The following is a 26,864-nucleotide window of genomic DNA, read 5'->3' on the forward strand; positions in this document are numbered from 1 at the left end:
CCGGGCACTTGCTGGCGACCCCGACGGGACTCGAACCCGCGGCCTCCGCCGTGACAGGGCGGCGCGCTAACCAACTGCGCTACGGGGCCAGATCGGCTCTGGTGGAGCGATGGGAACTCTAACGCATCACCGGCCAGCGCTCCCAATCCGGGCCACCACCTGCAGGGGCGACGTCCCGGAGCCGTACCCCCAACCGGATTCGAACCGGCGCTACCGCCGTGAAAGGGCGGGGTCCTGGGCCGCTAGACGATGGGGGCCAGCGCCGCCGGAGCAGCGCGCGGACCATCCTAGGGGACGCCGCGGACGATCCCATTTTCGCCGGTCCGGCCCTCTCCGGTACTGTGTGGCCCGCTCGGTCGACGACGTCGCACGAGCCACGGCCAGGTAGCTCAGTTGGTACGAGCGATCGACTGAAAATCGATAGGTCGGCGGTTCGACCCCGCCCCTGGCCACCACTTGAGGCCGCGTCCTGACGCCAGGGCGCGGCCTTCGTCGTCTGACAACCTTTTCCCCCGCCACGCGCATCACACGGGGCGAAGGACGACAACGACGACAACGTAGGGGGAAACATGAAGAGACAGTCCTACATCGCCGCCGTGGCCACCGCTGCCGTGATCGGCACGACGGGAGGCGCAGCCACGGCGCTCCGCGCCGACGAGCCCTCCGCGGCCGCCGGCCGGCCGGGCTCCGGGGCCGGCGCGAGCACCGCCTCCACCGCGGAGGCCGCACCGCTGTGGGCCACGCCGGGAGCCATCCACGACGGCGACAAGGTCATCGAGGTCAAGGGCATGGGCCGGATCAACTCCGTGCGCCGACTGCCTGACGGCGGCTACCTCGCCACCGAGCCCGCCACGCCGGGCAGCGAGGACCCGGCGAAGGGGGTCTACCGGGTCTCTCCCGAGGGACAGGCCGACCTGGTGACCTTCATCCGCGGCGTGGGCGACGTCAACGCCGACGGCACCCGCTTCGTCGGGCTGGACCTGAAGTCGGATCGGTACGTCGTCCGCGACATCGCCACCGGCAGGGAGCTGGCCGAGATCAGCGTGGGCCCGCGGCGGGGGTCTCGTCCCACGGGCCGGGCCGCCTACCTCGACACCCGGGTGGCCACCGAGTGGCGGGCACCGAAGGCCAAGCGGTCCTACGTCTACGCCGTCACCCCCTCCTCCGACGAGTCTCCCCTGGTGCTCGCCGAGGGGCTCAGCGAGTGGAACGTCTCCGCCGAGGGCGGCAGGATCGCCGGCAACCGGCCCAACCGCGACCCGAACGCGGACAGCAACCGCTGCGCCGTCATCGGGACGCTGAGCCAGAAGAAGACCATCGACTGCGGCCACTGGTTCTACGGCGCGCAGGCGGCCTACAGCCCCGACGGATCCCGTCTGCTCGCCGTACCCGCCCTCACCGACGGCTTCGGACCGGGCCGCTTCGACGTCCTCAACAGCTGGGACGGGTCCGTGGAGGCCGAGGTCGATCTGCCCGACTGGGCTCAGCGGGGCGCCTTCCTCGACGAGGACACCCTGATGGTGAAGGGCGCGACGGACGGCGACGGCAACGGCACGGTGATCTACACCTGCGAGCTCGACGGCCAGTGCCGCGAGACCGCGCGCAGCGAGGCCGACGCGGTGCTGGGCATCACCGGCTGACCGCGAGCCCGCTCCGGCCGACGGGTGGGTGCTACGGCACACTGAGGGTCATGTCCCTCCCCGAGACACTCGGTCGGCTGGAGCGGGTCGGGCGCCTCGGCAGCGGCGGTTTCGCGTCGGTCTGGCTCTACCACGATCCCGACCTGTCCTCCGACGTCGCCGTGAAGGCGCTGGCCGACAACTGGACCCAGCGCGCCGACGTCCGGGACCGCTTCGTGGAGGAGGCGCGGATCCTGCGTCGCGCGGACAGTGAGTACGTGGTCCGGGTGCACGACATCGGCGAGGTCGGCGAGACACCGTACTTCGTGATGACCTACGCCGACGGCGGCTCCCTCGCCGACCTGCTCGGCTCGGGACCCGTGCCCCCGGAGCGGGTGGTCGACCTGGTGGAGCAGGCGGCCGCCGGGCTGGACGCGCTGCACGAGAACGGGATCATCCACCGCGACGTCAAGCCGCAGAACCTGCTGCTGCGCAGCCATCCCGACGGCGAGCGGGTCCTGGTCGCCGACCTGGGGGTGGCCAAGGCCATGGCCAACGCCAGCGGGCTCACCCAGCTGGTCGGGACCCCGGCCTACATGGCACCCGAGCAGGCGGCCGGGCTGCGGCTGGACGCGCGCACCGACGTCTGGTCGCTCGGCGCGATCGCCTTCACCCTGCTCACCGGCCACACGCTGCGCGACCCCGAGGCCCTGCGGCTCGGGTCGGAGCCTCCGCGCCCCTCGCTCCTCGTCGACCTGCCCGCGGGCGTCGACACGGCCGTCGCCGGGGCGCTGGCCGACGACCCGGAGGACCGCTACCCCTCGGCCGGGGCCTTCGCCCGCGCGCTGCGCGCCGGCTGGGAGGGCGAGGAGGTCCAGCGCCGTCCCGCGAGCGGGTCGGCCACCGTCTCCTGGACCCGCGTGCTCGTCCTCAGCCTGCTCGTGCTGGCCGCCACCTTCATCGCGTCCTACCTGGTGGTCGGCGCGGTCGTCTGACCCGGGACCGTGCGGCGTAGTCTGGAGATGTGGGCCCGGTCACCACACCCGACCGGGCACTCGTCAGCGTCACACCACCCCGTGACCGGCACCGACACAGAGAGGCCCACCCGCCATGCCCGACGTCTTCGAGCTCGGCTCCGAGCACGAGCAGGTCGTCTTCTGCAACGACCCCGCCAGCGGCCTGAAGGCCATCGTCGCCGTGCACTCCACGGCCCTCGGCCCCGCCCTGGGCGGCACCCGCTTCCACCCGTACCCCTCGACCGACGAGGCGATCGAGGACGTGCTCGACCTCTCCCGCGGAATGAGCTACAAGGCGGCGCTCGCCGGGCTCGACCTCGGCGGCGGCAAGGCGGTCATCATCGGCGACCCGCGCGCGGACAAGACCGAGGCGCTGCTGCGCGCCTACGGCCGCTTCGTCCAGTCGCTGGGCGGGCGCTACTACACCGCCTGCGACGTGGGCACGTTCAGCGACGACATGGACCACATCGCCCGCGAGTGCGACTTCGTCACCGGCCGCACGGTCGCCCACGGCGGCGCCGGCGACAGCTCGGTGCTGACGGCGTACGGCGTCTTCCAGGGCATGCGGGCCGCCGCTGAGGCGGTCTGGGGCGAGCCGACGCTCGCTGGCCGCACCGTCGGCGTCGCCGGCGTGGGCAAGGTGGGCCGGCACCTGGTGCGGCACCTGATCGAGGACGGCGCCGCGGTGGTGATCACCGACGTCTACCAGCCCAGCGTCGAGCAGGTCGTGGCGGACTTCCCGCAGGTCCAGGTGGTCGCCGACAACGGGGCCCTGGTCCGCAGCGAGATCGACGTCTACGCCCCCTGCGCCCTCGGGCACGCGCTGACCGACGAGGTCGTGGACGCGCTGCCCGCCCGGATCGTCTGCGGCGCCGCCAACAACCAACTGGCCCACCGGGGCATCGAGAAGGCCCTGGAGGACCGCGGCATCCTCTACGCGCCCGACTACTGCGTGAACTCCGGCGGTCTGATCCAGGTCGCCGACGAGCTCGAGGGCTTCAGCTTCGAGCGCGCCCACCAGCGGGCAGGCGGCATCTTCGACACCACCCGCGAGGTGTTCCGGCTCGCGTCGGAGGAGAGCGTGTCCCCGGCGGTCGCGGCGGACAAGGTGGCCGAGCGTCGCATGCGCGACGTCGGCCGGCTGCGCGGCATGTGGCTGCCGAGCAGCTGACCGCTCAGGTCAGCGGGAGTCGCGCTCCGCGTAGTCGGACCACTTGTCGTAGTCCTCGCCGCCCGACGAGTCCTCGCTCTGGTTGCGGTCGTCGCCATGCAACTCCCGCGCCAGCGCTCCGAAGTCCGTCTCGTGGGTCCGGTACTTCAACTCGCGAGCAACCTTGGTCTGCTTCGCCTTTGCTCGGCCGCGCCCCATAGGGTCCGACCCCCTCGCACGTTTGGCCGGGCCCAGGGCGCCGAAGCGCGGGGTCCCGGTCTGATTGGTCACCTGTCGTGGGTCCAACGCTACCCAATGGGTGGCTGATTCCGCATGCCCGGGCCCCGGGATGTCGACGAAATCACGCCCAGCCGAGGTGCTGGCCCACCATCCGCACGGTCTCGGCGCCCTCCGCGGCCTCGACCCGGCCGGCGACCCAGGCCTCGATCCCGCGGCCTCGCAGCGCGGCGACGGAGGCGTCCACTCCCTCGGCGTCGACCAGGGCGACCATGCCGACACCGCAGTTCAGCGTCGCCTCCAGGTCGGCCTGGGCGAGGTCGCCGACCGAGCGCACCAGCTCGAAGACCGGGCCGGGCGTCCAGGTGGAGCGGTCCACGACCGCGGTGAGCCCCTCGGGCATCACCCGCGCCAGGTTGGCCGCCAGACCGCCGCCGGTCACGTGCGACATCGCGTGGGCGTGCCCGCTCGCGGCCAGCTCCAGGCACGGCCGGGCGTAGATCCGGGTCGGCTCGAGCAGCTCCTCGCCGAGGGTCCGGCCCAGCTCGGGCACGTCGCGGTCCAGCTGCCAACCCGCCTGCTGCAGCAGGACGTGCCGGACCAGGGAGTAGCCGTTGGAGTGCAGGCCGGAGGAGGCCATGGCCAGCACGACGTCGCCCGCGCGGACCCGGTCCGGTCCGAGCAGGTCGTCGGCCTCGACCACGCCGGTGGTCGCGCCGGCGACGTCGTACTCCTCCGGGTCCAGCAGCCCGGGGTGCTCGGCGGTCTCGCCGCCCACGAGCGCGCAGCCGGCCTCCGCGCAGGCCTCGGCGATGCCGCGGACGATCGCCGCGATCCGCTCCGGCACCACCTGGCCGCAGGCGATGTAGTCGGTCATGAACAGCGGCTCAGCGCCGCAGACGACCAGGTCGTCCACGACCATCCCGACCAGGTCGAAGCCGATCGTGTGGTGCACGTCCATGGCCTGGGCGATCGCCACCTTGGTGCCGACCCCGTCGGTGGAGGTCGCCAGCAGCGGCCTGCGGTAGCGGGTCAGGGCACTGGCGTCGAAGAGCCCGGCGAAACCGCCGAGCCCACCGAGCATCTCGGGCCGGCGCGCCTTGTCGACCCACTCCCTCATCAGGTCGATCGCCCGGTCCGCGGCCTCGATGTCCACGCCTGCGGCGGCGTAGGCGCCCGTGCTCTCGCTCATCACTCTCCCGGTGGTACGGCGGCGGTCAGGGACGGTCCAGCGAGTCGGTCGCCCCGGCACCGCCCACGGAGACATGCACCCCGTCGGCGTCCGTGCGTCCGCCGCCTTCGGCGTCGGCCGGCACCTCGAGGAGGTACTTGCCCAGCCGCTCCTCGTCCGGCAGCTCGACCGGGTAGACCCCGTCGAAGCAGGCACGGCACAGGTTGTCCTTGGGCACCGTGCTGGCCTCGACCAGGTCGTCGAGGTCGATGTAGGCCAGCGAGTCGGCGCCGATCGAGCGGCAGATCTCCTCGGTGGACAGACCGTTGGCGATCAGCTCGGCCCGGGAGGCGAAGTCGATGCCGTAGAAGCACGGCCACTTCACCGGCGGCGAGGAGATGCGCACGTGCACCTCGCGCGCGCCGGCCTCGCGCAGCATCCGCACCAGGGCGCGCTGGGTGTTGCCGCGGACGATGGAGTCGTCCACGACCACCAGCCGCTTGCCCTCGATCACGTCGCGCAGCGGGTTCAGCTTGAGCCGGATGCCGAGCTGGCGGATGGTCTGGCTGGGCTGGATGAAGGTCCGGCCGACGTAGGAGTTCTTCACCAGGCCGGTGCCGTAGGGGATCCCCGACGCCTCGGCATAGCCGATCGCCGAGGGCGTGCCCGACTCCGGGACCGGGATCACCAGGTCGGCGTCCGCGGGGAACGCCCGCGCCAGCCGGCGGCCGATCTCGACCCGGACGCTGTGCACCCGCTGGTCGTTGATCATCGTGTCCGGCCGGGCCAGGTAGACGAACTCGAAGAGGCAGTGCTTGGGCGCCGCCTCGGCGAAGGTTCGGCTGCGCAGCCCCTCCTCGTCGATGACCACCATCTCGCCGGGCTCGACCTCGCGGACGTAGGAGGCGCCCACGATGTCCAGCGCCGCCGTCTCCGAGGCCACCACCCAGCCGCGCTCCAGGCGGCCGAGCACCAGCGGCCGGATCCCCTGCGGGTCGCGGGCGGCGTAGAGGGTGTGCTCGTCCATCCAGACGAAGCAGAACGCTCCGCGGATCTGCGGCAGCAGCTCGATCGCCCGCTCCTCCACCGTGGTGTCGGGGTGGTGGGCCAGCAGCTGGGTGACCACGGAGGTGTCGTTGGTCGCCTCCGGCGGCGGCCGCAGGTTCAGGTCCAGCTCGCCCTCGGCCCGCTCGCGCCCCAGCATCGTGGCCAGGTCGGCGGTGTTGATCAGATTGCCGTTGTGCGCCAGCGCGATCGAGCCGTGCTGGGTCGGGTGGAAGGTCGGCTGGGCGTTGTGCCAGGTCGGCGCGCCGGTGGTCGAGTAGCGCGCGTGCCCGACGGCCAGGTGGCCGCGCAGCGCCTCCAGGGTGGACTCGTCGAAGACCTGCGAGACCAGGCCCATGTCCTTGTAGACCAGGATCTGCCGGCCGTTGCTCACCGCGATGCCGGCCGACTCCTGGCCGCGGTGCTGCAGCGCGTAGAGCCCGTAGTAGGTCAGCTTCGCAACGTCCTCCCCCGGGGCCCAGACCCCGAAGACGCCACAGGCGTCCTGGGGGCCCAGGTCCTGAGGATCCAGCGCAGCCGTCAACCGGCCGTCGCCACCGCGTCGGCGTGCAGGTCCGCTCACGCCCAGAAGTGTACGTCGCCGACGCGACGCGCGCCGAAGCGACGGCCTCCGGGCGGTGTCCCGGACAGCGGGTCATCCCCGCCGAGTCGTGCGTCGGGGTAGTCAAGGACGAAATGACCACGTATGGTCAACGCGGGGATAACTGGGGGTAGTACATACAGTGCAGGACACACGGTCCGACACTGTCTTCCGTGAGGCGCTTCAGCTGATTGCCGAAGGCGTCGCGGAGGCTGTCGGTTTTGAGATCGCTGCCATCTCACTGGTGCGTGAGGATGGTCAGTTGGAGTTTGCCGCGTTCGTGGGCGACGTACCCGACCGCGCGGCCGTGCTGCGCACGACCGCGCCCGCGGCCGCCCTGGTCGAGCACATCGCCGAGGGGGAGACCTGGGGCGACTTCAAGTTCGTTCCGCACGAGCGGGTGACCATCCCGGCGGAGTACGTCGCCTACACCCCCAACGGCACCGGCGCCAGCGACGACCCGGACGCCTGGCACCCGGAGGACAGCCTGTCCGCGCCCATCTTCGACGACGACGGGCTGCTGCGGGCCCTGCTGCAGGTGGACCAGCCGATCGACGGCCGCCGCCCGAGCGCGGAGAAGCGGGCCAAGCTGCAGCGATACGCGGCCCAGACCCGCCGAGCCGTGCTGACCGCCGTCGAAGGCGAGGAGGCCGGACGCCGCCTCACCCTGGCCGCCCGCGCACGTCGCGTGGTGCGCAACGCCACCGGACAGCTGGGCGCCCAGGGGGTGCTGGACGCCGCCGGCCCGGCGCTGATCGAGGCCTTCGAAATCGACCGGCTGTGGATCGAGAGCATGGCCGGCGAGGAGTACGTCCAGGCGTTCTGGCTCGGGGACGACAGCCCCTGGCGGCCCTCGGAGCGCCTGTTGAAGGCGTTCCGGGAACAGGCGCAGGAACACTGGGCCAACCACGCGGCCGCGGTCATCCAGGCCGACGACCCGCTGCCCTCGGGGCTCGCCGAGCAGGAGGAGCGTGCCTTCCGGGGTGCCCTGGAACGCGCGGGCTCCGCTGGCGCCCTCATGGTCCCGCTGGGCGCCGGAACCACCTGCGTCGGCTATCTGCTGATGGCCGCCGACCACCGCGACGACCCGTGGACGGCCGCCGAGCGGGAGACGGTGCTGGACATCGGCCACGACCTCGGGCGTGCGCTGCTGACGGCGCGGGTCTTCGCGCGGGAGCGGGAGGTGGCCGAGAAGCTGCGTCGGCTCGACGAGTACCGCCGTACCTTCGTCCGGACGCTGGCGCACGAGCTGAAGAACCCGCTGGCGGCGATCTTCGGCCACACCGCGGTCACCGGTCAGCTGCCGCTCTCGCCGCAGGCCGCGGAGTCGATGACCGCGATCCGCGGCGCGGCGGACCGGATGCGGATCGTGATCGACGACCTGCTGGTGCTCTCCGGCCTCAACGACCCGGAGTTCCCGCTGGTGCCGGCGGAGGTGGACCTGGCCGAGGTGGTGCACGACGTGGTCGACGCCAACCTCGTGGTGGCCAGCCAGCAGTCGCTCGAGCTCGACGTGGCCACCCCCGACGTGCTGTGGGTGCGCGGCTCGGCGGCCGAGCTCGAGCGGGCCCTCACCAACCTGGTCGGCAACGCGCTCAGCTACACCCCCGCCGGCGGGCGGGTGCTGGTGCACCTGGCCACCGAGGGGGACGAGGTCCGGCTCACCGTCCGCGACGACGGCCCGGGCATCCTGCCGGCGGACCGGCAGCGGATCTTCGACGACTTCTACCGCGGCAGCAACCCGGCCACCCGGGGCATCCCCGGCTCCGGTCTGGGGCTGTCCATCGTGGCGCACGTCGCAGCCCGGCACGGCGGCCGGGTGGAGGTGGAGTCCGAGCCCGGCGATGGCGCGGAGTTCACCATCGTGCTGCCGGCGCGCTCCCGCTGACCGGCCCCGGGGGCCTCAGACCAGCCCGCCGAGCCGGGCCAGCAGCAGCGTCTCGGCCACCACGACCCGCTCGAACTCGGCCAGGTGCAGCCCCTCGTTGGCCCCGTGGGCCCGGGTGTCGGGGTCCTCGACGCCCGTGACGAGCACGCTCGCCTCGGGGAACGCCTGCAGGAACTCGGCGATGAACGGGATCGAGCCGCCCACGCCCATGTCGATCGGAGCCGTGCCGTCCCAGGCGCGGGTGAAGGCCCACCGGGCGGCGTCGTACGCCGGCCCCGTGGCGTCGATGGCCGTCGCCTCGCCGACGTCGACCGTCGTGACGGTCAGCTCGGCGCCCCAGGGGACGTGCTGGTCCAGGTGCCGCATCAGGGCGGCGAGCGCGCTCTCGGTGGTGTCGCCGGGGGCGATCCGCATCGAGATCCGGGCGCGCGCCGCGGGGACCAGGGTGTTCGACGCCCCGTCGACCTTCGGCGCGTCCAGCCCGGTGACCGAGAGCGCCGGGCGGGTCCACAGCCGCTCCACCGCGGAGCCGTCGCCGATCCACTCCACGCCCGCGGTGGCCCCGGACTCGGCGCGCAGCCGCTCCTCGGGGTACTCCACATCGGCCGCCGGGCCGGCGTGCAGCCCCTCGACGGCCACATTGCCGCGGTCGTCGTGCAGGCTGGCGAGCAGGCGGGAGAGCGCGATCAGCGCGTCGGGGACCAGGCCGCCCCACATGCCGGAGTGCACGGCGTGGGTCAGCGTGCGGACCTCGACGTCCACCCGGACCAGCCCGCGCAGGCTGGTGGTCAGCGCGGGGACGCCGATGTCCCAGTTGCCGGAGTCGGCGATCACGATCACCTCCGAGCGCAGCCGCTCGCCGTACTCCGCGAGCAGGTCCGACAGCGTCTCGGAGCCGACCTCCTCCTCCCCCTCGACGAAGACCACCACCGAGACCGGCAGGTCGTCCCCGAGGGCGCGCAGCGCGCCCAGGTGCGCGGCGATGCCCGCCTTGTCGTCCGCGGCGCCGCGGCCGTAGAGCCGGCCGTCGCGCTCGGTGGGCTCCCAGGGCGGGGAGTCCCACTCGGCGTGGTCGTTCTCCGGCTGCACGTCGTGGTGGGCGTAGAGCAGCACCGTCGGCGCGCCCTCGGGGCCCTGTTTGCGGGCGATCACGGCCGGGGCCCGTCCGTCGGAGGCGGCGCTGACGATCTCGGTCTCGCAGCCCTCGGCGGCGAACAGGTCGCGGGTCGCCTCCGCACTGCGCCGTACCTCCTCGGCCCGGGCCGGGTCGGCGCTCACCGACTGGATCCGCACCAGGTCCTCCAGCTCGCGCCGCAGGCCGGGAAGGGTCCCCCGCGCGCGGGACACCAGGTCGTCGTAGGTCACCTCACCGCTCATGGTCGTCAACCTATCGAGGCCGCCTCCCACCGATCCTCCGGGGCGAGTTGGCCTCCGGGCGGGTCGGTGCCACCATGACGGCATGACCGACGAGCTCACCCGGGAGCAGACCCCGACCGCCGCCCACATCGAGCTCACCGAGGGCTACGCGGCACACAACTACCACCCCCTGCGGGTGGTGCTGTCCTCCGGCGAGGGCGCGTGGGTGACCGACGTCGAGGGCAACCGCTACCTGGACTGCCTCGCGGGCTACTCCGCGCTCAACTTCGGCCACGGGCACCCGCGGCTTCTGCAGCGCGCCCACGAGCAGCTGGACCGGCTGACGCTGACCTCGCGCGCGTTCTACAATGACCAGCTCGGCCCCTTCGCCCGCGACCTCTGCGCCCTCACCGGCAAGGAGATGATGCTGCCGATGAACTCGGGCGCCGAGGCGGTCGAGACCGCGATCAAGGTCGCCCGACGCTGGGGCTACCTGGTCAAGGGCGTCCCGGACGGCCAGGCCAACATCGTCGCGATGGACGGCAACTTCCACGGCCGCACCACCACGATCGTGTCCTTCTCCACCGACCCGGACGCGACCACCCACTACGCGCCGTACACCGGCGGCTTCCGGGTCGTGCCGTACGGCGACCTGTCGGCCCTGGAGGCCGCGGTCGACGAGAACACGGTGGCCGTGCTGCTCGAGCCGATCCAGGGCGAGGGTGGCGTGATCATCCCGCCCGAGGGCTATCTGCGCGGGGTCCGCACCCTGTGCAACAAGCACGAGATGCTGATGATCGCCGACGAGATCCAGTCCGGCCTGGCCCGTACCGGCCGCACGTTCGCCTGCGACCACGAGGACGTCACCCCGGATATGTACATCCTCGGCAAGGCGCTCGGCGGCGGGCTCTACCCCGTGTCCGCGGTCGCCGCGAACGCCGACGTGCTCGGGGTGATCACTCCCGGCACCCACGGCTCCACCTTCGGCGGCAACCCGCTGGCCGCCGCCATCGGCTCCGAGGTGTGCGCGATGCTGGCCGAGGGCGAGTTCCAGGCCCGCGCGGAGAAGCTCGGCGGCTATCTCGCCGACGGGCTCGCCTCGATGGTCGGCAACGGCCTGGACGCGGTCCGGGCGCGCGGCCTGTGGGCGGGCGTCGACATCGACCCGGGGCTGGCCACGGGTCGCTCGATCACCGAGGCGCTGCTGGACCGGGGCGTGCTGGCCAAGGAGGCGCACGGCCAGACCGTCCGGCTCGCCCCTCCCCTGGTCGCCACGGAGCAGGACCTCGACGTACTGATCGACGCGTTCCGGGCCGTCACGGCCGGCTGACCGCTGCCCCGCTGGGGCGCCAGGCCGCCAGGCCGCCGGGCCGCCGTACTGGAGGTAGCCCAACCACCTCCGGCCCCGCGCTTTACGTGGCCTGGCTACCTCCGTTCGACCGACCGGATCATCATCGACCCCAGCAACACCACCCGCCCCACAAGCCCCGCGCCGCCGTACGACGTCATACGCCCCGGAGAACCGCTTCCCCACTTCGGATGACGTCCCGGGCGCGGGCCGGTCGGGCCGCCGGGCCGCCGTACTGGAGGTAGCCCAGCCACCTCCGACCCCGCGCTTTACGTGGCCTGGCTACCTCCCTTCGACCGACCGGATCATCATCGGCCCCCGCAACAACCACCCCCGCCCCACAAGCCCCGCGGCGCCGTACGACGTCATACGCCCCGGAGAACCGCTTCCCCACTTCGCATGACGTCCCGGGCACGGGCCGGTCGGGCCGCCTGGCCGCCGTACTGGAGGTAGCCCAGCCACCTCCGACCCCGCGCTTTACGTGGCCTGGCTACCTCCCTTCGACCGACCGGATCATCATCGGCCCCAGCAACACCACCCGCCCCACAAGCCCCGCGCCGCCGTACGACGTCATACGCCCCGGAGAACCGCTTCCCCACTTCGCATGACGTCCCGGGCGCGGGCCGGTCGGGCTGCCGGGTGCGCGGCGCTCAGAGCAGCGGGAGGTACGCCGAGAGGTCGGCCCGCTCCCCGGACGCACTGACCTGCGCGTCGGGCCACGCGAGCGACCCGCTGGCGAGCCCGATCCAGGTGTCGGCGTCCATCTCCACCACCGCCGGCGGGGTGCCGCGCGTGTGCCGGACGCCGGGGATCACCTGTGCGGCGGCGTACGGCGGCACCCGCACCTCCACCGACCGGCCGGGGGCGCGCTCGGCGAGCACGGCCAGGAAGTGCTTGACCAGCAGCCGGGTCTGCTCGGGGCTGCGAGGGTCGGCGCCGAGTGCCTCCTCGACCTCGGCGGGGTCGGCCGTTCGCAGTCGGGCGGGCATCGGGTCTCCTCGGGTCGGGATCGGTGCGGAATCGGCGTGGGCGGCCTGGGCTCGGGAGTACCGTCGCAACTTCGGCGCCCGTCGGGGCGTCTTTCATAGTGACCGACGCGGATCGTCCGGTCGGCGAATCAGGGGGAAGACCATGAAGCGGATCATCATCGCAGCCACGGCGACCGCCGGGCTGATGGCGCTCGCCACACCGGCCCTGGCCGATACCTTCAACGGGACGTCCGGCGACGACCGGATCGACGGCACCGCCCAGGCCGACACGATCTGGGGCTACACCGGGAACGACCGGCTGGCGGGGCTGGGCGGGAACGACGAGATCTACGGCGGCCGCGGGGCCGACGAGATCTGGGGCGGCCCCGGTGCCGACTGGCTCAAGGGCGAGCTGGGGCCCGACACGATCTACGGCAGGGGCGGCGCCGACACGGTCGCCGATGGGCGCGCGGCCGACGTCGTCTACCTCGGCGACGGCGACGACCAGGTCTATACCGATCGCGACGGCTCGCCGGACCGGTTCGTGTGCGGGGCCGGCAAGGACACGGTCGCCTATTGGGGCAGGCCCGAGAAGATCGACAGCTGGTCGGGCTGTGAGCGGGTGATCAACTGGGCGCACTGAGCAGGGGCTCACCGAGCCGAGAGCTCCTCCACGGCGTCGACGCACGCCGTCCAGGCGGGCGTGGACACGTCGATCACGCCGAAATGGCCACCGTCCACGACGGTGAGGGCGGCGTCGGCGCCCTGGGCGGCCGCCCGTTCGACGTACCGCTCGGACTGGTCGATCGGCACGATGTCGTCGTCGGGGGCGTGCACGCAGCGGACCGGTACCGCGAGAGGGACCTGCTGCAGCGGGTCCCAGCGCGCGTCGGCCTCGGTGGCGGGGTGGCCGAGGAAGTCGGGTACGGCGCCGTCCCCCAGGTTCGCCCGGTCCGCACCGAGCAGGTCGACCACGCCGCCCTGGGAGACCGCGCCCGTGACCCGCACCCCGGGGTCCGGTCGCCCCGCTGCCCACACCGCGAGGTGCCCGCCCGCGGAGTGGCCCAGGGTGATGACCGTGCTCAGGTCCACGTCCGGGGCGACCTCGGCCAGCCGGTCGATCGCGGTCGCGACGTCCTCGGGGGTCTCCGGCACCCCGCCGCCGTCGCCGACCCGGCGGTACTCCAGGTTCCACACCGTCCACCCCCGGCGCGCCAGGTCCTCGGCGAGCGGGCGGCTCTGGTCGAGGCCGTAGGCGGCCCGCCAGAAGCCGCCGTGGATGAGCACGACGACGCCGCGAGACGAGCCGGAGGGCCGGGTCAGCTCCGCGAACTGACTGGGATGCTCGCCGTAGGCGTGCCGGGTGGTCTCCATGGCGATCGGCTCAGGCCAGGGCCGCCGGCAGGGTCGTCGTCCAGGCCTCGCGCAGCTCGCCCAGCGGCAGCTCGAACTGCCCCTCCACCGTCAGCGCGGGCGTGGCGCTGGTCGAGCCGAGCTCGGTGACGGTGACCCCCATGGCCGCGGCCATGGTCGCGAACGCGTCGTGGTGCTCGTCGTCGACGGTCACCAGCACCCGCGCGGTGGACTCGGAGAACAGCGCGACGAACGGGTCGCCGGGCAGGCTCACCCGGGCGCCCACGTCGTTGCGCAGGCACGACTCGACCAGCGCCTGGGAGAGCCCGCCGTCGGCGAGGTCGTGGGCGCTGGTCAGCATCCGGGCCCGGGCCGCATCGACCAGGAGCCGCGCCAGGTTGCGCTCGGCGAGCAGGTCGACCTCCGGCGGCAGTCCGCCGAGGTGCCCGTGCTCGACCTGTGCCCACTCCGACCCGCTGAGCTCGTCGCGGGTCTCGCCCAGCAGCAGGATGCGCTGGTCGGCCGCGGCGAAGCCGGTGGGCGTGCGCCGGGTCACGTCGTCGATCACGCCGAGCACCGCCACCACCGGGGTCGGGAGGATCGCGGTCTCGCCGGTCTGGTTGTAGAGGCTGACGTTGCCGCCGGTCACGGGCACGCCGAGGGCCTCGCAGCCGTCCTTGAGGCCACGACATGCCTCGGCGAACTGCCACATCACCGCCGGGTCCTCCGGCGAGCCGAAGTTGAGGCAGTCCGAGACCGCGAGCGGCGTGGCGCCGGAGGTCGCGACGTTGCGGTAGGACTCGGCCAGCGCGAGCTGGGCGCCGGCGTAGGGGTCGAGCCGGGCGAAGCGGCCGTTGGCGTCGGTCGAGACCGCGACCCCGAGGCCGGTGTCGGCGTCGACCCGGACCATGCCGGAGTCGCTGGGCTGGGAGAGCACGGTGTTGCCCTGGACATAGCGGTCGTACTGGTCGGTGATCCAGGATTTGTCGCACAGGTTCGGGCTCGCGGCCAGCCGCAGCACGGTCTCCCGCAGCGCGTCCCCGTCGGCGGGGCGCTGCAGGCCGTCCGCACCGGCGGCCTGCAGCTCGTCCTGCCGGGCCGGGCGCTCGAACGGGCGGTGATAGGTCGGTCCGTCGTGGGCCACCGAGCGCGGGGGTACGTCGACCACCTGCTCGCCATGCCAGTCGATCCGCAGACGGCCGGTGTCGGTCACCTCGCCGACGACGACCGCCTCGACCTCCCACTTCTCGCAGATGGCCAGGAACTTGTCCACGTCGCCGGGCTCGACGACCGCCATCATCCGCTCCTGGGACTCGCTCATCAAGATCTCCTCCGGAGCCAGGGAGGAGTCGCGCAGCGGCACCCGGTCCAGGTCGACGTGCATGCCGCCGTCGCCGGCGCTGGCCAGCTCGCTGGTGGCGCAGGAGAGGCCGGCGCCGCCGAGGTCCTGGATGCCGGCGACCAGCCCGGCCGCGAAGACCTCCAGCGTGCACTCGATGAGCAGCTTCTCCATGAAGGGGTCGCCGACCTGCACGCTGGGGCGCTTGCTCGGGCCGCCCTCGTCGAAGGTCTCCGAGGCCAGGACCGAGACGCCGCCGATGCCGTCGCCTCCGGTGCGGGCGCCGTAGAGGATCACCTTGTTGCCGACACCGGAGGCCTTGGCCAGGTGCAGGTCCTCGTGCCGCAGCACGCCGACGCACAGCGCGTTGACCAGTGGGTTGCCGGCGTAGGTCTCATCGAAGACCGCCTCGCCGCCGATGTTCGGCAGCCCCAGGCAGTTGCCGTAGCCGCCGACCCCGGCCACGATCCCGGGCAGGACGCGGTGGGTGTCCTCGGCGTCCAGCGGGCCGAACCGCAGCGGGTCCATCACCGCGACCGGGCGGGCGCCCATCGCGAGGATGTCGCGGACGATGCCGCCGACACCGGTGGCCGCCCCCTGGTAGGGCTCGACGTAGGACGGATGGTTGTGCGACTCGACCTTGAAGGTGACCGCGTAGCCCTGCCCGATGTCGAGCACGCCCGCGTTCTCCCCGATGCCGGCGAGCATCGGGCCCAGGGGCGTCTCCTGGGGCAGCTCGCCGAACTGCTTGAGGTGCACCTTGGAGGACTTGTAGGAGCAGTGCTCGCTCCACATCACCGAGTACATCGCCAGCTCGGCGGAGGTGGGACGGCGCCCCAGGATCTCCCGGATCCGGGCGTACTCGTCCGCCTTCAGGCCGAGCTCGGCCCAGGGCTGGTCCCGGCCGGGGTCGCCCTCGGCGGCGGCGACGGTGTCGAGGCTGGCAGGTTCGCGTGGGGTGGTCGCTTCCGGCACCCGCCCAGCCTATCGGGGCGACGGGCGCCCCGCCGACTCAGCGGCGCTTGCGCAGGCCGCGGACGACCTGGCGGGCGCCGCGCTCGATGTCGCGGTTGGCGCCTCCGCCCCCGCGGGTCCCGCCGGCGGTGCCACGGCCGCGGCCGCCGCCCTGGGCGCTGCGCTTGGCGCTGTTGAGGAGCTTGCGAAGCATGGTTCCTCCTGATGGGGACGATGGCGGCCGGCCCTCCACCGGCCGCCGGAACCCTCGACGCTAACCCCGCCCGGGCCCGCGCCGTACCCCCCGAGGTGTGCCGTCGCCGACGAATTACAGAACAGTAGTTCGATGGAAACCCTGTGAATGGTGTGATTCATGGGCTTAGCGTGACTCCGCTGACCCCCGAACCGACGGAGCCTCCCCATGCGCCTGCCCCGCCTGTCCGCCCTCCTGCCGGCCGTCGCCACGGTCGTCGCGATGACCGCGGCGGTCCCCCCGGCCACCGCGGCCAACCCTGTGACCCCCGGCAACATCACCGGCTACGGCTTCGACCAGTGCGTCGCGCCGGAGCAGTGGAAGATGGACCGCTGGATGGAGCGCTCGCCCTTCCTCGCGGTCGGGATCTACATCTCGGGCAGGTCCCGGGGCTGCCGTACCCAGCCGAACCTCACCCCCACCTGGGTCAGCACCCAGCTGAAGAAGGGCTGGCGGCTGCTGCCGATCACCCTGGGACCGCAGGCCAGCTGCCACCCGAGCTTCCCGCGGTACGGCGACGACCCGACCATCAGCCCCGACCCCGACTCGAACTACTCCAGGGCACGCTCCCAGGGCCGCGGCGAGGCATCGACGGCGGTCCAGGCCGCCTCCAACCTCGGGATCGTCGAGGGCAGCACCCTGTGGTACGACCTCGAGGGGTTCGACATCTCCAACACCCGCTGCCGCGAGTCCTCGCTGCGCTTCCTCTCGGCCTGGACCACGCGGGTCCGCGAGCTCGGCTACGTCTCCGGGGTCTACTCCTCGGCCGCGTCCGGCATCAAGATGCTCGACGACGCGCGCGTGAACCGGCCGAGGGCCTTCGCGCTGCCGGACCGGATCTGGATCGCCCGCTGGGACGGCAAGGCCAACACCTCCACCTCCTACATCCGCTCGGACGGGTGGCTGCCCGGCGGCCGGATGAAGCAGTACCGCGGCGGGCACAACGAGACCTGGGGCGGCGTCACCATCAACATCGACAGCAACTGGCTCGACCTCGGGCGCGGCTCGGTGGCCGCGCGGGAGAGCCACTGCGGCGGGATCCAGGTGAACAAGCGCACCTACCCGCGACTCAGCACCTACAACGACGTCGAGTACCCCAACCACGTCAAGGCGCTCAAGTGCCTACTGAAGGAGAAGGGCTTCTTCGACGGCGCCACGATCAACGGCACCTACGGCCCCGTGCTCACCCGGGCGGTGCAGGCCTGGCAGGCGCGCTACGGCTACCAGCGCACCACTGATTGGCGACCGCGCAACTGGCAGCGGCTCACCGCCCAGGGGCGCTGGCAGACGCTGAAGACAGGATCTGCGGGCAGCTTCGTCCGCAAGGCTCAGCGCAGCCTGAACTCGATGGGCCACAACCTCGTGGTCTCCGGCGTCTACAACGCCGCCACCCGGGACGCCGTCACGGCCTACCAGCGGTCCACGGGCATGACGGTCACCGGCATCGCCGGCACCCAGGTCTGGGACGGCCTGCGCCGAGGCGTGCGCTGAGCCACCGAGGGGGCGGGCGCCCGGGTCAGCCGGCCGCCCGCTCCAGCATCCGGCCGAGCGAGGTGAAGAAGGCCAGCCCGTCGGTGCCGGAGCCGGTGAGCTCCTCGACGCTGTGCTCGGGGTGCGGCATCAGGCCGACCACGTTGCCGGCCTCGTTGGTGATGCCGGCGATGTCGCGCTGGGAGCCGTTGGGGTTGAGGTCCAGGTAACGGGCCACGACCCGACCCTCCCCCTCGAGTCGATCCAGCGTGTCCGCATCGGCGACGTACCCGCCCTCGCCGTTCTTGAGCACGATGGTGATCTCGGCGTCGGCGTCGTAGCCACTGGTCCAGGCGGTGCGGTTGTTCTCGATCCGCAGCCGCTGGTCGCGGCAGACGAAGGTGCGGTGGTCGTTGCGGATCAACGCCCCGGGCAGGAGATGGGACTCGCACAGGATCTGGAAGCCGTTGCAGATGCCCAGCACCGGCAGGCCGCCACGCGCGCCCGCCACGACCTCCTCCATCACCGGGGCGAAGCGGGAGATCGCGCCGCAGCGCAGGTAGTCGCCGTAGGAGAAGCCGCCCGGCAGGACCACCGCGTCGACGCCGGCGAGGTCGCGGTCGCCGTGCCACAGGGCCACCGCGTCGTGTCCGGCGAGCCGGACCGCGCGCCGCGCATCCGCGTCGTCGAGGGACCCGGGGAAGGTCACCACCCCGACCCGCATCAGCGGCCCTCCTCCTCGGCCAGCTCGGCGACCGTGTGCTGCTCGGAGTGGACCTCGAAGTCCTCGATCACCGGGTTGGAGAGCAGGGTCTCGGCCATCGAGGTGACCCGGGCGAGCAGCTCATCGGAGGGCTCGCCCTCGATCTCGAGCTCGAAGCGCTTGCCCTGACGGACATCGGCGACGCCCTCGAACCCGAGCCGGGGCAGTGCGGTCTGCACCGCCTTGCCCTGGGGGTCGAGGATCTCGCGCTTGGGCATGACGTCGACGACGTACCGGGCCACGGACAGCTCCTTCGCAGGCAGGCGGTTCACCCGAAGTCTAGGGCCGCGGCGCAACGCGGCGCGCATCGGGCGAGCACCGGATACGCGCGAAACGCCTCCACCCGGGCTCAGACCAAAGTATGATCCATCTCGGACTCGGGCCTGCCCCTGGTCCGTCCCCTGCCCGCCCCCAGGAGGCACCCATGGCCCGCATCCTCGTGGCCGACGACGACCAGGACATCCGCGAGCTGGTCTGCTTCAAGCTGGAGCAGGCCGGGCACGAGGTGGTCTCCGCCCCCGACGGCAGCAGCGCGCTGGCCCGCCTGGGCGACGGCGACATCGAGATCGCCCTGCTCGACATCATGATGCCGGGGCTGTCCGGCCTGGACGTGCTCACCCGCGTGCGCGCCGACGAGCGGCTCCGGGACGTCAAGGTCATCCTGCTGACCGCACGCTCCCGCGACGTCGACGTGGACGCCGGCTACGCCACCGGCGCCGACGACTACGTCATCAAGCCCTTCAGCCCCCGCGAGCTCGTCCACCGGGTCAGCTCCCTGCTGCAACGGGCCTAGGAGCCGGGCCATGGGCTCCCCCGACGCGGTCGCGCTGCCGACGTACCTCCTCATCGTCTGCCTGGTCGTCCTGTCGGTCACCGCAGTGGCCCTGATCGCCACGATCGTGCTGGCCCGGGTGGCCCGGCTGCGCCGGGACCGGCACCACCGCCGCCTGGAGACCCCGCTGCGCCCGCTGGTGCTGAGCCTGGCCGCCGGGGAGGCCGACGAGGGAGAGGTACGGCGTCTCCTCGCCCTGCGGGGCACCGAGCGCGAGGTCATCGACGAGAGCCTGGTCGAGCTCCTGTCCAAGGTCCGCGGCGAGCCCGCGGCGCAGATCGCCGGCGTGCTGGAGGCGCACGGCCACCACGAGAGGGCCCTGCACCAGCTGGGCGCCCTGCAGCCGTCGGTGCGGGCGCGCGCCGCGTGGACGCTCGGCCTCATGCGCCGCGGCGACGCGCGCGACGCACTCGTCGCCCGGCTCCGCGACCACTCCCCCGCGGTCGCACTGACCGCCGCCCGCTCCCTCGGCCTGCTCGGCGACCCGGCCGCCGCGGTGCCGCTGCTGGACGCCCTGCGCGGCCGGACCCCCGCCGTACCGGCCTGGACGGTCACCGAGGCGCTCACCGCCCTCGGGCACGGCGCCGCCGGCACCCTGGGCGCCGCGCTGGGCGACGAGGACCCCAACGTCCGCGCGGCCGCGGCCAAGACCGTCGCGCTGACCCCTCACTTCGGCCTCGCCGACCCGGTACGGCACCAGCTGCCCGGCGAGGCCGACCCGATCGTCTCCGTGGAGCTCATCCGCGCCCTGGGCGTCGTCGGCCGTGCGACCGACGTACCAGTGCTCTTGGCCTTCAGCCAGGAAGAGCAGGTCACGGTACGCCGAGCCGCCGCCGGCGCGCTGGGCGAGATCGGCGTCGCCGCCGCCAGGTCGCGGCTGGAGGTCATGCTGGGCGACTCCGACCCGCAGGTCGCCGAGGACGCGGCCGTCGCGCTGCTCGCCGCCGGACCGCGCGGCCGCGAGGCGCTGCAGGCCGCCCAGGCACAGGGCGGCGCCGGCGCCCGCGCCGCCGACCTGGTGCTCCGCGGCCGGCTCCCCGTCCTGGAGGTCTCGGCATGAGCGGGCTCGAGGACGTCGCCCGCACCTGGCTCGGCTCGCTGTTGCAGTGGATCGCCATCCCGGTGCTCGTCTACTTCCTGGTGATCAACAGCTCCTACCTGATGCTGGTGCTGCTCTCCATCGGCGAGTTCCGCAAGCACCTGCGCTTCCTCCCGTTCGCCGGTCGCGAGCAGCTGCTCGGGTCGCGGGTGACGCCGGGGGTCAGCGTCATCGCCTCGGTCTACAACGAGGAGGCCGGCATCGAGGCGTCCGCACGCTCGATGCTCTCCCTGCACTACCCCTCGCACGAGGTGATCCTGGTCGACGACGGCAGCAAGGACGACACCTTCGAGGTGCTGCGCCGGATCTTCGACCTGGTGCAGGTCGACCTCCCGATGCCGGACCGGCTCCCGATCCGGGAGCACCCGACCGGCGTCTTCGTGCCGCGCTCGGGGCATGTGCGCCTCACGGTGGTGCGCAAGCCCAACTCCGGGCGCTCGGACTCGATGAACGTCGGCATCAACCTCGCCCGCGAGGACCTCGTGGTCTTCGTCGACGGCGACTCGCTGCTCGACCCCGACGCCCTGCTCGCGGTCGCCCAGCCGTTCGTGGACGACCCGGTGCACACGGTGGCCGCGGGCGGGGTCATCCGCGCGGCCAACGGCTGCCGGGTCGAGGCGGGGCGGGTGGTGTCGGTCGGGATGCCGCCGCAGCTGATCTCCCGGATCCAGGTGGTGGAGTACCTCCGGGCCTTCCACCTCGGCCGGTCCGGCTGGTCCCGCCTCCGCGCGCTGATCCTGATCAGCGGCGCCTTCGGCATCTTCCGGCGCGACGTCCTGCTCGAGGTGGGCGGCCTGGACCCGACCAGCATCGGGGAGGACTTCGAGCTGGTGATGCGGATCCACCAGCACATGCGGCGGCAGCGGCGGAAGTACCGCGTCACCTACGTCACCGAGCCGATCTGCTGGACCGAGGTCCCGACCTCGCTGTCGGTCCTGCACCGGCAGCGCAAGCGGTGGCATCGCGGCCTGTGGGAGACGCTGTGGGCCTACCGGCACATGTTCCTCAACCCGCGCTACGGCCGGGTGGGCATGATCGCCGTGCCCTACTACTGGCTCTTCGAGCTGCTCGCCCCGGTGATCGAGCTCGGCGGGATGGTGCTGATGATCCTCGGCGCGATCCTCGGCCTGATCGACGGCAGCTACCTGCTCCTGCTGCTGGCGGTGGCCTACGGGTACGGCGCGCTGGTCACCCTCGCCGCCCTGGCGGTCGAGGAGTTCAGCTACCACAAGTACGGCAGCTGGCGGGACCTCGGCAGCACGCTGGTGGCCGCGGTGGTGGAGAACGTCGGCTACCGGCTGCTGACCGCCTGGTGGCGGGTCGAGGGCTGGTGGGCCAGCCTCACCGGACGCAAGGCGGTCTGGGGCGAGATGACCCGGACCGGCTTCGGCTCGGGAAGCACGACGCCATGAGGGCGCGCGGGATCCCCACGCTGCGCGGACAGCTCAACCGCCTGCTGCTGGTCGCCGTCGGAGCCGTCGTGGTGCTGGGTCTGGGTGCGGTGCTCTCCCTGCACCAGATCAGCCGCGACCTCTCGGCCTTCGACCAGGAGCTCACGCCACTGGTCGACGGGGCCGCCGACATGCGCGCGGACATGGCGGCCGCCCAGGCGGTCTACCGCGGCTACCTGATCGACCCCAGCCCGGACGTGCTGGTGTGGTTCAACAAGCGCGAGGACGCGGTCCGCACCGACCAGGCCGACGTCGCCCGCTACGGGCGCGGCTACATCCCGGCCGAGGACCTGGAGGCCACCTTCACCGCCCAGGACCGCTGGTTCGCCGAGGCCCGGGCGATGATCCGGCAGCGTGAGGACGGCCGGTCCTGGACCATCGAGCGGTCGAGCCGACTCTTCGAGTCGGTGACCACCGCGCAGGACGACCTGCGGGCGACCATCCTCGCCGAGCGCGCCGAGCACACGAGCGGCTACCGCCGGCTGCTGCTCGTCTCCCAGCTGGGCACGGTCGGCCTGGCCCTGCTCTGCCTGGCGATCGGCGTGACCGTCTCCCGGCGCCTCTCGCGCCGGATCTCCCGGCCGATCCAGGAGGTCGCGGGCGCGGCGATCCGGCTGGCCCAGGGCGACATCGACACGCGGGTGCGGCCGAGCCGTGCCAGCCAGGAGGTGGCCGCGCTCGCGGCGTCGTTCAACACCATGGCCGCCTCCCACCAAAGTCACGAGCAGGAGCGCAACCGGTCGTTCTCCCTGCACGAGCTGACCGGGCACGTCGCCACGGCGCTCGCCGGCGCCGGCTCGGACCAGACCGGCTGGTCCCGGGCGTGCCGCCTGATCGGCGAGGGCCTGGGCCTGGACCGCGTGGTGCTCCTGCGGCGCGGCGAGCTCCCCGGCGAGCATCACCGGCTCGGGGAGTGGGACGCGCCCGGCTCCACCTTCGGACCCGACCTGGACCGGCTCGCCGTCGAGAGCCGGTCCGGCGACGCCGGGGGCCCTCCGCGCCGGCAGGCCCCGCTGGTCGCCTCCGGCTCCCAGGACCTCGCGCAGACCTTCGGCCCGCGGACCGCGGCCGTGGCGGAGCAGGCCGGCGTGGTGTCGTGGTACGTCGGCCAGCTCGCGCTGCCCGACCAGGTGCTGGGCCACCTGGTGATGGTGTCCTCCCGGCCGATGGTGTGGGACCTGCCGACCCGCGGCGCCGCGGACCGCTGGGCGTCCCTGGCCGCGAGCATCGTGGCCGAGGGGTCGGTGGTCGAGGAGCTGCGCCGTCTGGACCAGCAGAAGTCGGAGTTCATGGCGACCACCAGCCACGAGCTCCGCACGCCGCTCACCTCGATCGCGGGGTACCTCGAGATGCTGGCCGACGGCGACCTGGGCGACCTCACCGCCCCGCAGGAGCGCGCCTTCGCGGTGATCGACAGGAACGTGCGCCGGCTGCGCGTCCTGATCGAGGACCAGCTCATGCTCAACCGGCTGGACTCCGGGCGCGCCCAGACCGTGCGCGAGCAGGTCGACGTCGGCGACGAGCTGCACCGGGTGCTGGAGAACCTGCTCCCCCAGGCCACCGACGCCGGCGTCACCCTGGTGACGACCACGCTGGAGTCCGGGCTGCGGATGATGGGCGACCGCGACCAGGTCGGGCGCGCGCTCGTCAACGTGGTCGGGAACGCGATCAAGTTCAGCCCGCGCGGCTCGATCGTGGAGCTCTCGGCCACCCGCGCCGGTGAGCACGTGCGGATCGTGTGCCGGGACTTCGGCATGGGCATCCCGGCGGCCGAGCTGGAGCACCTCTTCACCCGGTTCTATCGGGCGAGCAACGCCACCGCGCGCGCCATCCAGGGCAGTGGCCTCGGGCTGGCCATCGTGCGGGCCGTGACCGAGGCCCACGGGGGCGACGTCCAGGTCGTCTCCCGCGAGGGCGAGGGGACCACGGTCACCCTCACCTTCGCGATGTCCGGACGGCCGGTCAGCTCAGCTCACGCTTGAGGATCTTGCCGGTCGCGGTCATCGGGAGCTCGTCGACGACCTCGACGATCCGCGGGTACTTGTACGCCGCCATCTGGTCCTTGCCCCACGCGACCAGCTCGTCGCCGGTGACCGAGGCGTCCTTGTTGAGGATCACGAACGCCTTGATCTCCTCGCCGTGGCTCTCGTGCGGCACCCCGATCACCGCGGCCAGGCTGACGTCGTCGTGGGTGAGCAGGACCTCCTCGATCTCGCGCGGGTAGACGTTGTAGCCGCCGCGGATGATCATGTCCTTGGACCGGTCGACGATGTAGTACCACCCGTCGGCGTCCTTGCGGCCCAGGTCGCCGGAGCGGAACCAGCCGTCGACGATCGCCTCGTCCGTGGCGTCCTGCCGGCCGTGGTAGCCCTTCATGATGTTCGGGCCTTTGATCGCGATCTCCCCGACCACGTCGTCGCCGTCGGGCAGGTCCTTGCGGACGCCGGGCTCGGGGTCGATCAGCTTCATCTCCACCCCGGGGATGGGCTTGCCGATCGAGCCGACCCGGACCGGCTCGCCCCACACGGAGAAGCTCGCCACCGGGGAGGTCTCCGAGAGGCCGTAGCCCTCCAGGATGGTCACGCCGAAGCGCTTCTCGAACTCCTTGTGCACCTCCACCGGGAGCGCGGAGCCACCGGCGACCGCGACCCGCAGCTGCTCGGCGAGCGCCTTCACGTCGACGCCGGAGTCGTCGAGCGCGCCCAGCAGGCCCCAGTACATCGTCGGGACGCCGGCGAAGAACGTGACGCCCTCGGTGGCCATCAGCTTCAGTGCCGGCTCGGCCTCGAAGCGCGGCAGCATGACGATCGTGCCGCCGAAGGCGAAGCCGGAGTTCATGATCACCGTCTGCCCGAAGGAGTGGAACAGCGGCAGCACGCACAGCAGGGTGTCGGGGCGCTCCGCGTCCGCCCCGAACAGCTCGGAGCTGATCAGCGCGTTGGAGATCATGTTGCGGTGCATCAGCTCTGCGCCCTTGGGCTGGCCGGTCGTGCCGGAGGTGTAGAGGATCACCGCGGTGTCGTCGTCATCGACCTCGGCGGTCTCGAAGGCGGGCGGGTGCGGGGCCATCGCCTGACCCAGGGTCTCCACGCCCTCGATGGGGGAGTCGGCGGACGGGTCGGCGGTGATGAGGAAGAAGTGCTCGCAGCCGTCCGCGCCCTGGAAGCCGGCGTACCCCTCCTCGCCCATCGGCAGCTCGGGCGTGCCCTGGAAGCAGAAGTAGGCGACGGCCTCGGAGTCGTCGAGGTGGTAGGTGACCTCGCGCGCCTTGAGCAGCACGTTGAGGGGTACGACGGTCGCGCCGGCCTTGAGGATCCCGTAGTAGACGATCGGGAAGTAGGGCAGGTTCGGGCAGGTGAGCGCCACCCGGTCCCCCTTCCCGACACCACGGGCGGCCAGCACGTTGGCGACCTGGTTGGCGGCGGCATTCACCTGCGCATAGGTGAGCCGCGTGTCGCCGAGCACCAGGGCCGTGCGGTCGGGGTAGGCCTCGGCGGATCGCTCGAGCAGGCTGGCCAGGTTGGACATGGAGGGTCCTCTCGGTGGCGGGACGGGAGTGGGGCCCCAACCTAACCAGCCGTCGCCGCCGGCGGAAGGCTCATGCGCCAGAACGCCTCAACCGTGGGCGCGCTGCTCCAGCACCTTCGCCGCTCGGCGCAGGTCCGAACGGATGGCGGCCGAGGCGAGCCGGCCGGCCAGCGTCGCGGGCGGCGCCCAGGGCCCGGCTCCGCGGACCACGCCCTCGGCCCGCACCCGGCTGCCGTCATCGGTCGGGGAGAACCGCAGCGTCAGGTCCGCCTCGACCCCGTGCCAGGTGCCGCGCTCGCTCCAGGTGGCGCCGGGCTCCAGGCGGGTGATCTCCATCCGCGGTCGGACGCCGACGACCGTGGTCTCGCGCCAGCGCATCCCGACGTACGGCGCCGCGCGCTCCTTGAGCGTGACCGCGATCAGCGAGGACTGCCACTCCGGCCGGTTGCGCGGGTCGGCGAGGTAGCCGAAGACCGTGTCCACCGGCTGGCCGAAGTCCACCACGGCACCGAACTCGCGGCCCCTCACGCCGCTCCCGTCAGCAACCGGAACGCCTCGGCGTAGCGGCTGCGGGTCCGCTCGACCACCTCGGCGGGCAGCGGCGGGGGCGGCTCCGGCGAGGTGATGGACCAGCCGGACTCGGGCGAGCGCAGCCAGTTGCGGATCACGTCCTTGTCGAAGGACGGCTGGGCGCGTCCCGGCTCCCACTCCTCGGCGGACCAGAAGCGGGAGGAGTCGGGCGTCAGGACCTCGTCGGCCAGCACGATGGTGCCGTCGGGCCGCCGGCCGAACTCCAGCTTGGTGTCGGCCAGGATGATGCCGCGCTCCCGGGCCAGCCGCTCCGCGCGGGCGTAGACCTCCAGGGTCAGCCGTCGCAGCTCCTCGGCGGTCTCCTGGCCGACAGTCGCGACGACCGCCTCGAAGGAGACGTTCTCGTCGTGGTCGCCCAGCTCGGCCTTGGTGGCGGGCGTGAAGATCGGCTCGGGGAGCCGGGAGCCGTCGACCAGCCCGGACGGCAGGTCGATGCCGCAGACGGCGCCGGTCTCGTCGTACTCCCTCAACCCGGAGCCGGTGAGGTAGCCGCGGGCCACGCACTCCACGGGGAGCATCTCCAGCGGCTCGCACACCACGGCCCGGCCCTCGACCTCCTCGGGGACCTCGGTGGAGACCACGTGACCGGGCACCAGGTCGGCCAGCTCGTCGAACCACCACAGCGACATCGCGGTGAGGATCGCGCCCTTGCCGGGGATGCCCGGGCTGAGGATGTGGTCGTAGGCGGACACCCGGTCGCTGGCGACCATCAGCAGCCGGCCGGCATGCGGTCCCTCGTCGATCCGGTAGAGGTCGCGGACCTTGCCGGAGTGCAGGTGGGTGCTGCCGGGCAGCGCGGGCGCCTCGGGGATGTCCAGATCGGGCATGCCGCC

General features: G+C 72.6%; 24 protein-coding genes and 3 tRNA genes. 12 read left to right on the top strand and 15 right to left on the bottom strand.

Annotated features, from left to right (window positions below):
* Window positions 1-12: 12 nt before the first annotated feature.
* A tRNA-Asp gene (locus tag K8W59_RS15640) sits at window positions 13-89 on the bottom strand.
* A gap of 95 nt (window positions 90-184) precedes the next feature.
* A tRNA-Glu gene (locus tag K8W59_RS15645) sits at window positions 185-257 on the bottom strand.
* Between the two features lie 121 nt (window positions 258-378).
* Here K8W59_RS15645 and K8W59_RS15650 point away from each other — a divergent pair.
* From K8W59_RS15650 to K8W59_RS15665, 4 genes are all read left to right on the top strand, one after another.
* Window positions 379-455 (top strand) — tRNA-Phe (locus tag K8W59_RS15650).
* 114 nt (window positions 456-569) lie between these two features.
* The gene (locus tag K8W59_RS15655; RefSeq protein ID WP_223395680.1) at window positions 570-1,640 is read left to right on the top strand and encodes a hypothetical protein; all 1,071 of its coding nucleotides are present in this window, start codon (window positions 570-572) and stop codon (window positions 1,638-1,640) included.
* A 50-nt stretch (window positions 1,641-1,690) separates the two neighbouring features.
* The gene (locus K8W59_RS15660; protein ID WP_223395682.1) at window positions 1,691-2,614 is read left to right on the top strand and encodes a serine/threonine-protein kinase; all 924 of its coding nucleotides are present in this window, start codon (window positions 1,691-1,693) and stop codon (window positions 2,612-2,614) included.
* Window positions 2,615-2,729: 115 nt separating this feature from the next.
* A complete protein-coding gene (locus K8W59_RS15665) occupies window positions 2,730-3,806 on the top strand; it encodes a Glu/Leu/Phe/Val family dehydrogenase (protein WP_223395684.1) in 1,077 nt (358 codons plus the stop codon).
* Window positions 3,807-3,815: 9 nt separating this feature from the next.
* Here the strand turns inward: K8W59_RS15665 and K8W59_RS15670 are convergent, their stop codons facing one another.
* The 3 genes from K8W59_RS15670 to purF form a co-directional block, all read right to left on the bottom strand.
* Window positions 3,816-4,004 (bottom strand): DUF3073 domain-containing protein, encoded by a 189-nt coding sequence (locus K8W59_RS15670; protein WP_223395686.1) that lies wholly within the window; start codon window positions 4,002-4,004, stop codon window positions 3,816-3,818.
* Between the two features lie 142 nt (window positions 4,005-4,146).
* Window positions 4,147-5,214 (bottom strand): phosphoribosylformylglycinamidine cyclo-ligase, encoded by a 1,068-nt coding sequence (gene purM / locus K8W59_RS15675; protein ID WP_223395688.1) that lies wholly within the window; start codon window positions 5,212-5,214, stop codon window positions 4,147-4,149.
* A gap of 25 nt (window positions 5,215-5,239) precedes the next feature.
* Window positions 5,240-6,820 carry an amidophosphoribosyltransferase gene (gene purF / locus K8W59_RS15680; protein WP_223395690.1) on the bottom strand — a complete coding sequence of 527 codons (1,581 nt, stop codon included), beginning with the start codon at window positions 6,818-6,820 and terminating at the stop codon, window positions 5,240-5,242.
* A gap of 262 nt (window positions 6,821-7,082) precedes the next feature.
* On the opposite strand from purF, the gene K8W59_RS15685 reads away from it, so the two are divergent.
* Window positions 7,083-8,726 carry a sensor histidine kinase gene (locus tag K8W59_RS15685; RefSeq protein ID WP_223395692.1) on the top strand — a complete coding sequence of 548 codons (1,644 nt, stop codon included), beginning with the start codon at window positions 7,083-7,085 and terminating at the stop codon, window positions 8,724-8,726.
* 15 nt (window positions 8,727-8,741) lie between these two features.
* On the opposite strand, the gene K8W59_RS15690 is transcribed toward K8W59_RS15685, so the two are convergent.
* Window positions 8,742-10,103 carry a dipeptidase gene (locus K8W59_RS15690; protein WP_223395694.1) on the bottom strand — a complete coding sequence of 454 codons (1,362 nt, stop codon included), beginning with the start codon at window positions 10,101-10,103 and terminating at the stop codon, window positions 8,742-8,744.
* 82 nt (window positions 10,104-10,185) lie between these two features.
* Here K8W59_RS15690 and rocD point away from each other — a divergent pair, with 82 nt between their 5' ends.
* Entirely contained in the window at window positions 10,186-11,412 is a 1,227-nt protein-coding gene (gene rocD, locus K8W59_RS15695; protein WP_223395696.1) for an ornithine--oxo-acid transaminase, read from the top strand.
* Window positions 11,413-12,080: 668 nt separating this feature from the next.
* On the opposite strand, the gene K8W59_RS15700 is transcribed toward rocD, so the two are convergent.
* On the bottom strand, window positions 12,081-12,419 hold the full coding sequence (locus K8W59_RS15700; protein WP_223395706.1) for a sterol carrier family protein: 339 nt from the start codon (window positions 12,417-12,419) through the stop codon (window positions 12,081-12,083).
* 142 nt (window positions 12,420-12,561) lie between these two features.
* Between K8W59_RS15700 and K8W59_RS15705 the strand changes: the two genes are divergently transcribed.
* Window positions 12,562-13,041: a calcium-binding protein gene (locus K8W59_RS15705; RefSeq protein WP_223395708.1), complete on the top strand. Its 480-nt coding sequence runs from the start codon at window positions 12,562-12,564 to the stop codon at window positions 13,039-13,041.
* A gap of 8 nt (window positions 13,042-13,049) precedes the next feature.
* On the opposite strand, the gene K8W59_RS15710 is transcribed toward K8W59_RS15705, so the two are convergent.
* Genes K8W59_RS15710 through K8W59_RS15720 form a run of 3 tightly spaced genes read right to left on the bottom strand, consistent with a single transcriptional unit; the run spans window position 13,050 to window position 16,258 of the window.
* Window positions 13,050-13,772, bottom strand: coding sequence for an alpha/beta hydrolase family protein (locus tag K8W59_RS15710; protein ID WP_223395710.1), 723 nt, complete (start codon window positions 13,770-13,772; stop codon window positions 13,050-13,052).
* Window positions 13,773-13,782: 10 nt separating this feature from the next.
* Window positions 13,783-16,065 carry a phosphoribosylformylglycinamidine synthase subunit PurL gene (gene purL / locus K8W59_RS15715; RefSeq protein ID WP_223395712.1) on the bottom strand — a complete coding sequence of 761 codons (2,283 nt, stop codon included), beginning with the start codon at window positions 16,063-16,065 and terminating at the stop codon, window positions 13,783-13,785.
* Window positions 16,066-16,102: 37 nt separating this feature from the next.
* Window positions 16,103-16,258: a hypothetical protein gene (locus K8W59_RS15720; RefSeq protein ID WP_223395714.1), complete on the bottom strand. Its 156-nt coding sequence runs from the start codon at window positions 16,256-16,258 to the stop codon at window positions 16,103-16,105.
* Window positions 16,259-16,465: 207 nt separating this feature from the next.
* On the opposite strand from K8W59_RS15720, the gene K8W59_RS15725 reads away from it, so the two are divergent.
* A complete protein-coding gene (locus K8W59_RS15725; RefSeq protein WP_223395716.1) occupies window positions 16,466-17,788 on the top strand; it encodes a glycoside hydrolase domain-containing protein in 1,323 nt (440 codons plus the stop codon).
* A 25-nt stretch (window positions 17,789-17,813) separates the two neighbouring features.
* Here K8W59_RS15725 and purQ read toward each other — a convergent pair whose 3' ends face one another.
* A complete protein-coding gene (purQ, locus tag K8W59_RS15730) occupies window positions 17,814-18,491 on the bottom strand; it encodes a phosphoribosylformylglycinamidine synthase subunit PurQ (protein ID WP_223395718.1) in 678 nt (225 codons plus the stop codon).
* Window positions 18,491-18,772, bottom strand: a complete 282-nt coding sequence (gene purS / locus K8W59_RS15735; RefSeq protein ID WP_223399870.1) for a phosphoribosylformylglycinamidine synthase subunit PurS — start codon at window positions 18,770-18,772, stop codon at window positions 18,491-18,493. Before purS ends, purQ begins: the two co-directional genes overlap by 1 nt.
* 182 nt (window positions 18,773-18,954) lie before the next feature.
* On the opposite strand from purS, the gene K8W59_RS15740 reads away from it, so the two are divergent.
* Genes K8W59_RS15740 through K8W59_RS15755 form a run of 4 tightly spaced genes read left to right on the top strand, consistent with a single transcriptional unit; the run spans window position 18,955 to window position 23,894 of the window.
* Complete coding sequence (locus K8W59_RS15740; protein ID WP_223395725.1) at window positions 18,955-19,323, top strand: response regulator transcription factor; 369 nt, start codon at window positions 18,955-18,957, stop codon at window positions 19,321-19,323.
* Between the two features lie 10 nt (window positions 19,324-19,333).
* A complete protein-coding gene (locus tag K8W59_RS15745; protein WP_223395727.1) occupies window positions 19,334-20,422 on the top strand; it encodes a HEAT repeat domain-containing protein in 1,089 nt (362 codons plus the stop codon).
* Window positions 20,419-21,873 carry a glycosyltransferase family 2 protein gene (locus tag K8W59_RS15750; RefSeq protein ID WP_223395729.1) on the top strand — a complete coding sequence of 485 codons (1,455 nt, stop codon included), beginning with the start codon at window positions 20,419-20,421 and terminating at the stop codon, window positions 21,871-21,873. Before K8W59_RS15745 ends, K8W59_RS15750 begins: the two co-directional genes overlap by 4 nt.
* Window positions 21,870-23,894 carry a HAMP domain-containing sensor histidine kinase gene (locus K8W59_RS15755; RefSeq protein ID WP_223395738.1) on the top strand — a complete coding sequence of 675 codons (2,025 nt, stop codon included), beginning with the start codon at window positions 21,870-21,872 and terminating at the stop codon, window positions 23,892-23,894. The genes K8W59_RS15750 and K8W59_RS15755 overlap by 4 nt, the downstream gene beginning before the upstream one ends.
* Here the strand turns inward: K8W59_RS15755 and K8W59_RS15760 are convergent.
* From K8W59_RS15760 to K8W59_RS15770, 3 genes are all read right to left on the bottom strand, one after another.
* Window positions 23,875-25,440: a long-chain-fatty-acid--CoA ligase gene (locus tag K8W59_RS15760; protein ID WP_223395740.1), complete on the bottom strand. Its 1,566-nt coding sequence runs from the start codon at window positions 25,438-25,440 to the stop codon at window positions 23,875-23,877. The genes K8W59_RS15755 and K8W59_RS15760 overlap by 20 nt on opposite strands.
* Window positions 25,441-25,527: 87 nt before the next feature.
* A complete protein-coding gene (locus K8W59_RS15765; RefSeq protein WP_223395751.1) occupies window positions 25,528-25,968 on the bottom strand; it encodes an SRPBCC family protein in 441 nt (146 codons plus the stop codon).
* Entirely contained in the window at window positions 25,965-26,858 is an 894-nt protein-coding gene (locus tag K8W59_RS15770; protein ID WP_223395753.1) for a phosphoribosylaminoimidazolesuccinocarboxamide synthase, read from the bottom strand. The genes K8W59_RS15765 and K8W59_RS15770 overlap by 4 nt, the downstream gene beginning before the upstream one ends.
* Between the last annotated feature and the right edge of the window lie 6 nt (window positions 26,859-26,864).

Source organism: Nocardioides rotundus (assembly GCF_019931675.1).
In the GTDB taxonomy this organism is placed as follows: domain Bacteria; phylum Actinomycetota; class Actinomycetes; order Propionibacteriales; family Nocardioidaceae; genus Nocardioides; species Nocardioides rotundus.

Coding starts and splice junctions, on each gene's coding strand:
- K8W59_RS15655 (WP_223395680.1), top strand. CDS start 570: ATGAAGAGACAGTCCTACATCGCCGCCGTGGCCACCGCTGCCGTGATC.
- K8W59_RS15660 (WP_223395682.1), top strand. CDS start 1,691: ATGTCCCTCCCCGAGACACTCGGTCGGCTGGAGCGGGTCGGGCGCCTC.
- K8W59_RS15665 (WP_223395684.1), top strand. CDS start 2,730: ATGCCCGACGTCTTCGAGCTCGGCTCCGAGCACGAGCAGGTCGTCTTC.
- K8W59_RS15670 (WP_223395686.1), bottom strand. CDS start 4,004: ATGGGGCGCGGCCGAGCAAAGGCGAAGCAGACCAAGGTTGCTCGCGAG.
- purM (WP_223395688.1), bottom strand. CDS start 5,214: ATGAGCGAGAGCACGGGCGCCTACGCCGCCGCAGGCGTGGACATCGAG.
- K8W59_RS15690 (WP_223395694.1), bottom strand. CDS start 10,103: ATGAGCGGTGAGGTGACCTACGACGACCTGGTGTCCCGCGCGCGGGGG.
- rocD (WP_223395696.1), top strand. CDS start 10,186: ATGACCGACGAGCTCACCCGGGAGCAGACCCCGACCGCCGCCCACATC.
- K8W59_RS15700 (WP_223395706.1), bottom strand. CDS start 12,419: ATGCCCGCCCGACTGCGAACGGCCGACCCCGCCGAGGTCGAGGAGGCA.
- K8W59_RS15705 (WP_223395708.1), top strand. CDS start 12,562: ATGAAGCGGATCATCATCGCAGCCACGGCGACCGCCGGGCTGATGGCG.
- K8W59_RS15710 (WP_223395710.1), bottom strand. CDS start 13,772: ATGGAGACCACCCGGCACGCCTACGGCGAGCATCCCAGTCAGTTCGCG.
- K8W59_RS15720 (WP_223395714.1), bottom strand. CDS start 16,258: ATGCTTCGCAAGCTCCTCAACAGCGCCAAGCGCAGCGCCCAGGGCGGC.
- K8W59_RS15725 (WP_223395716.1), top strand. CDS start 16,466: ATGCGCCTGCCCCGCCTGTCCGCCCTCCTGCCGGCCGTCGCCACGGTC.
- purQ (WP_223395718.1), bottom strand. CDS start 18,491: ATGCGGGTCGGGGTGGTGACCTTCCCCGGGTCCCTCGACGACGCGGAT.
- K8W59_RS15740 (WP_223395725.1), top strand. CDS start 18,955: ATGGCCCGCATCCTCGTGGCCGACGACGACCAGGACATCCGCGAGCTG.
- K8W59_RS15745 (WP_223395727.1), top strand. CDS start 19,334: ATGGGCTCCCCCGACGCGGTCGCGCTGCCGACGTACCTCCTCATCGTC.
- K8W59_RS15750 (WP_223395729.1), top strand. CDS start 20,419: ATGAGCGGGCTCGAGGACGTCGCCCGCACCTGGCTCGGCTCGCTGTTG.
- K8W59_RS15755 (WP_223395738.1), top strand. CDS start 21,870: ATGAGGGCGCGCGGGATCCCCACGCTGCGCGGACAGCTCAACCGCCTG.
- K8W59_RS15760 (WP_223395740.1), bottom strand. CDS start 25,440: ATGTCCAACCTGGCCAGCCTGCTCGAGCGATCCGCCGAGGCCTACCCC.
- K8W59_RS15770 (WP_223395753.1), bottom strand. CDS start 26,858: ATGCCCGATCTGGACATCCCCGAGGCGCCCGCGCTGCCCGGCAGCACC.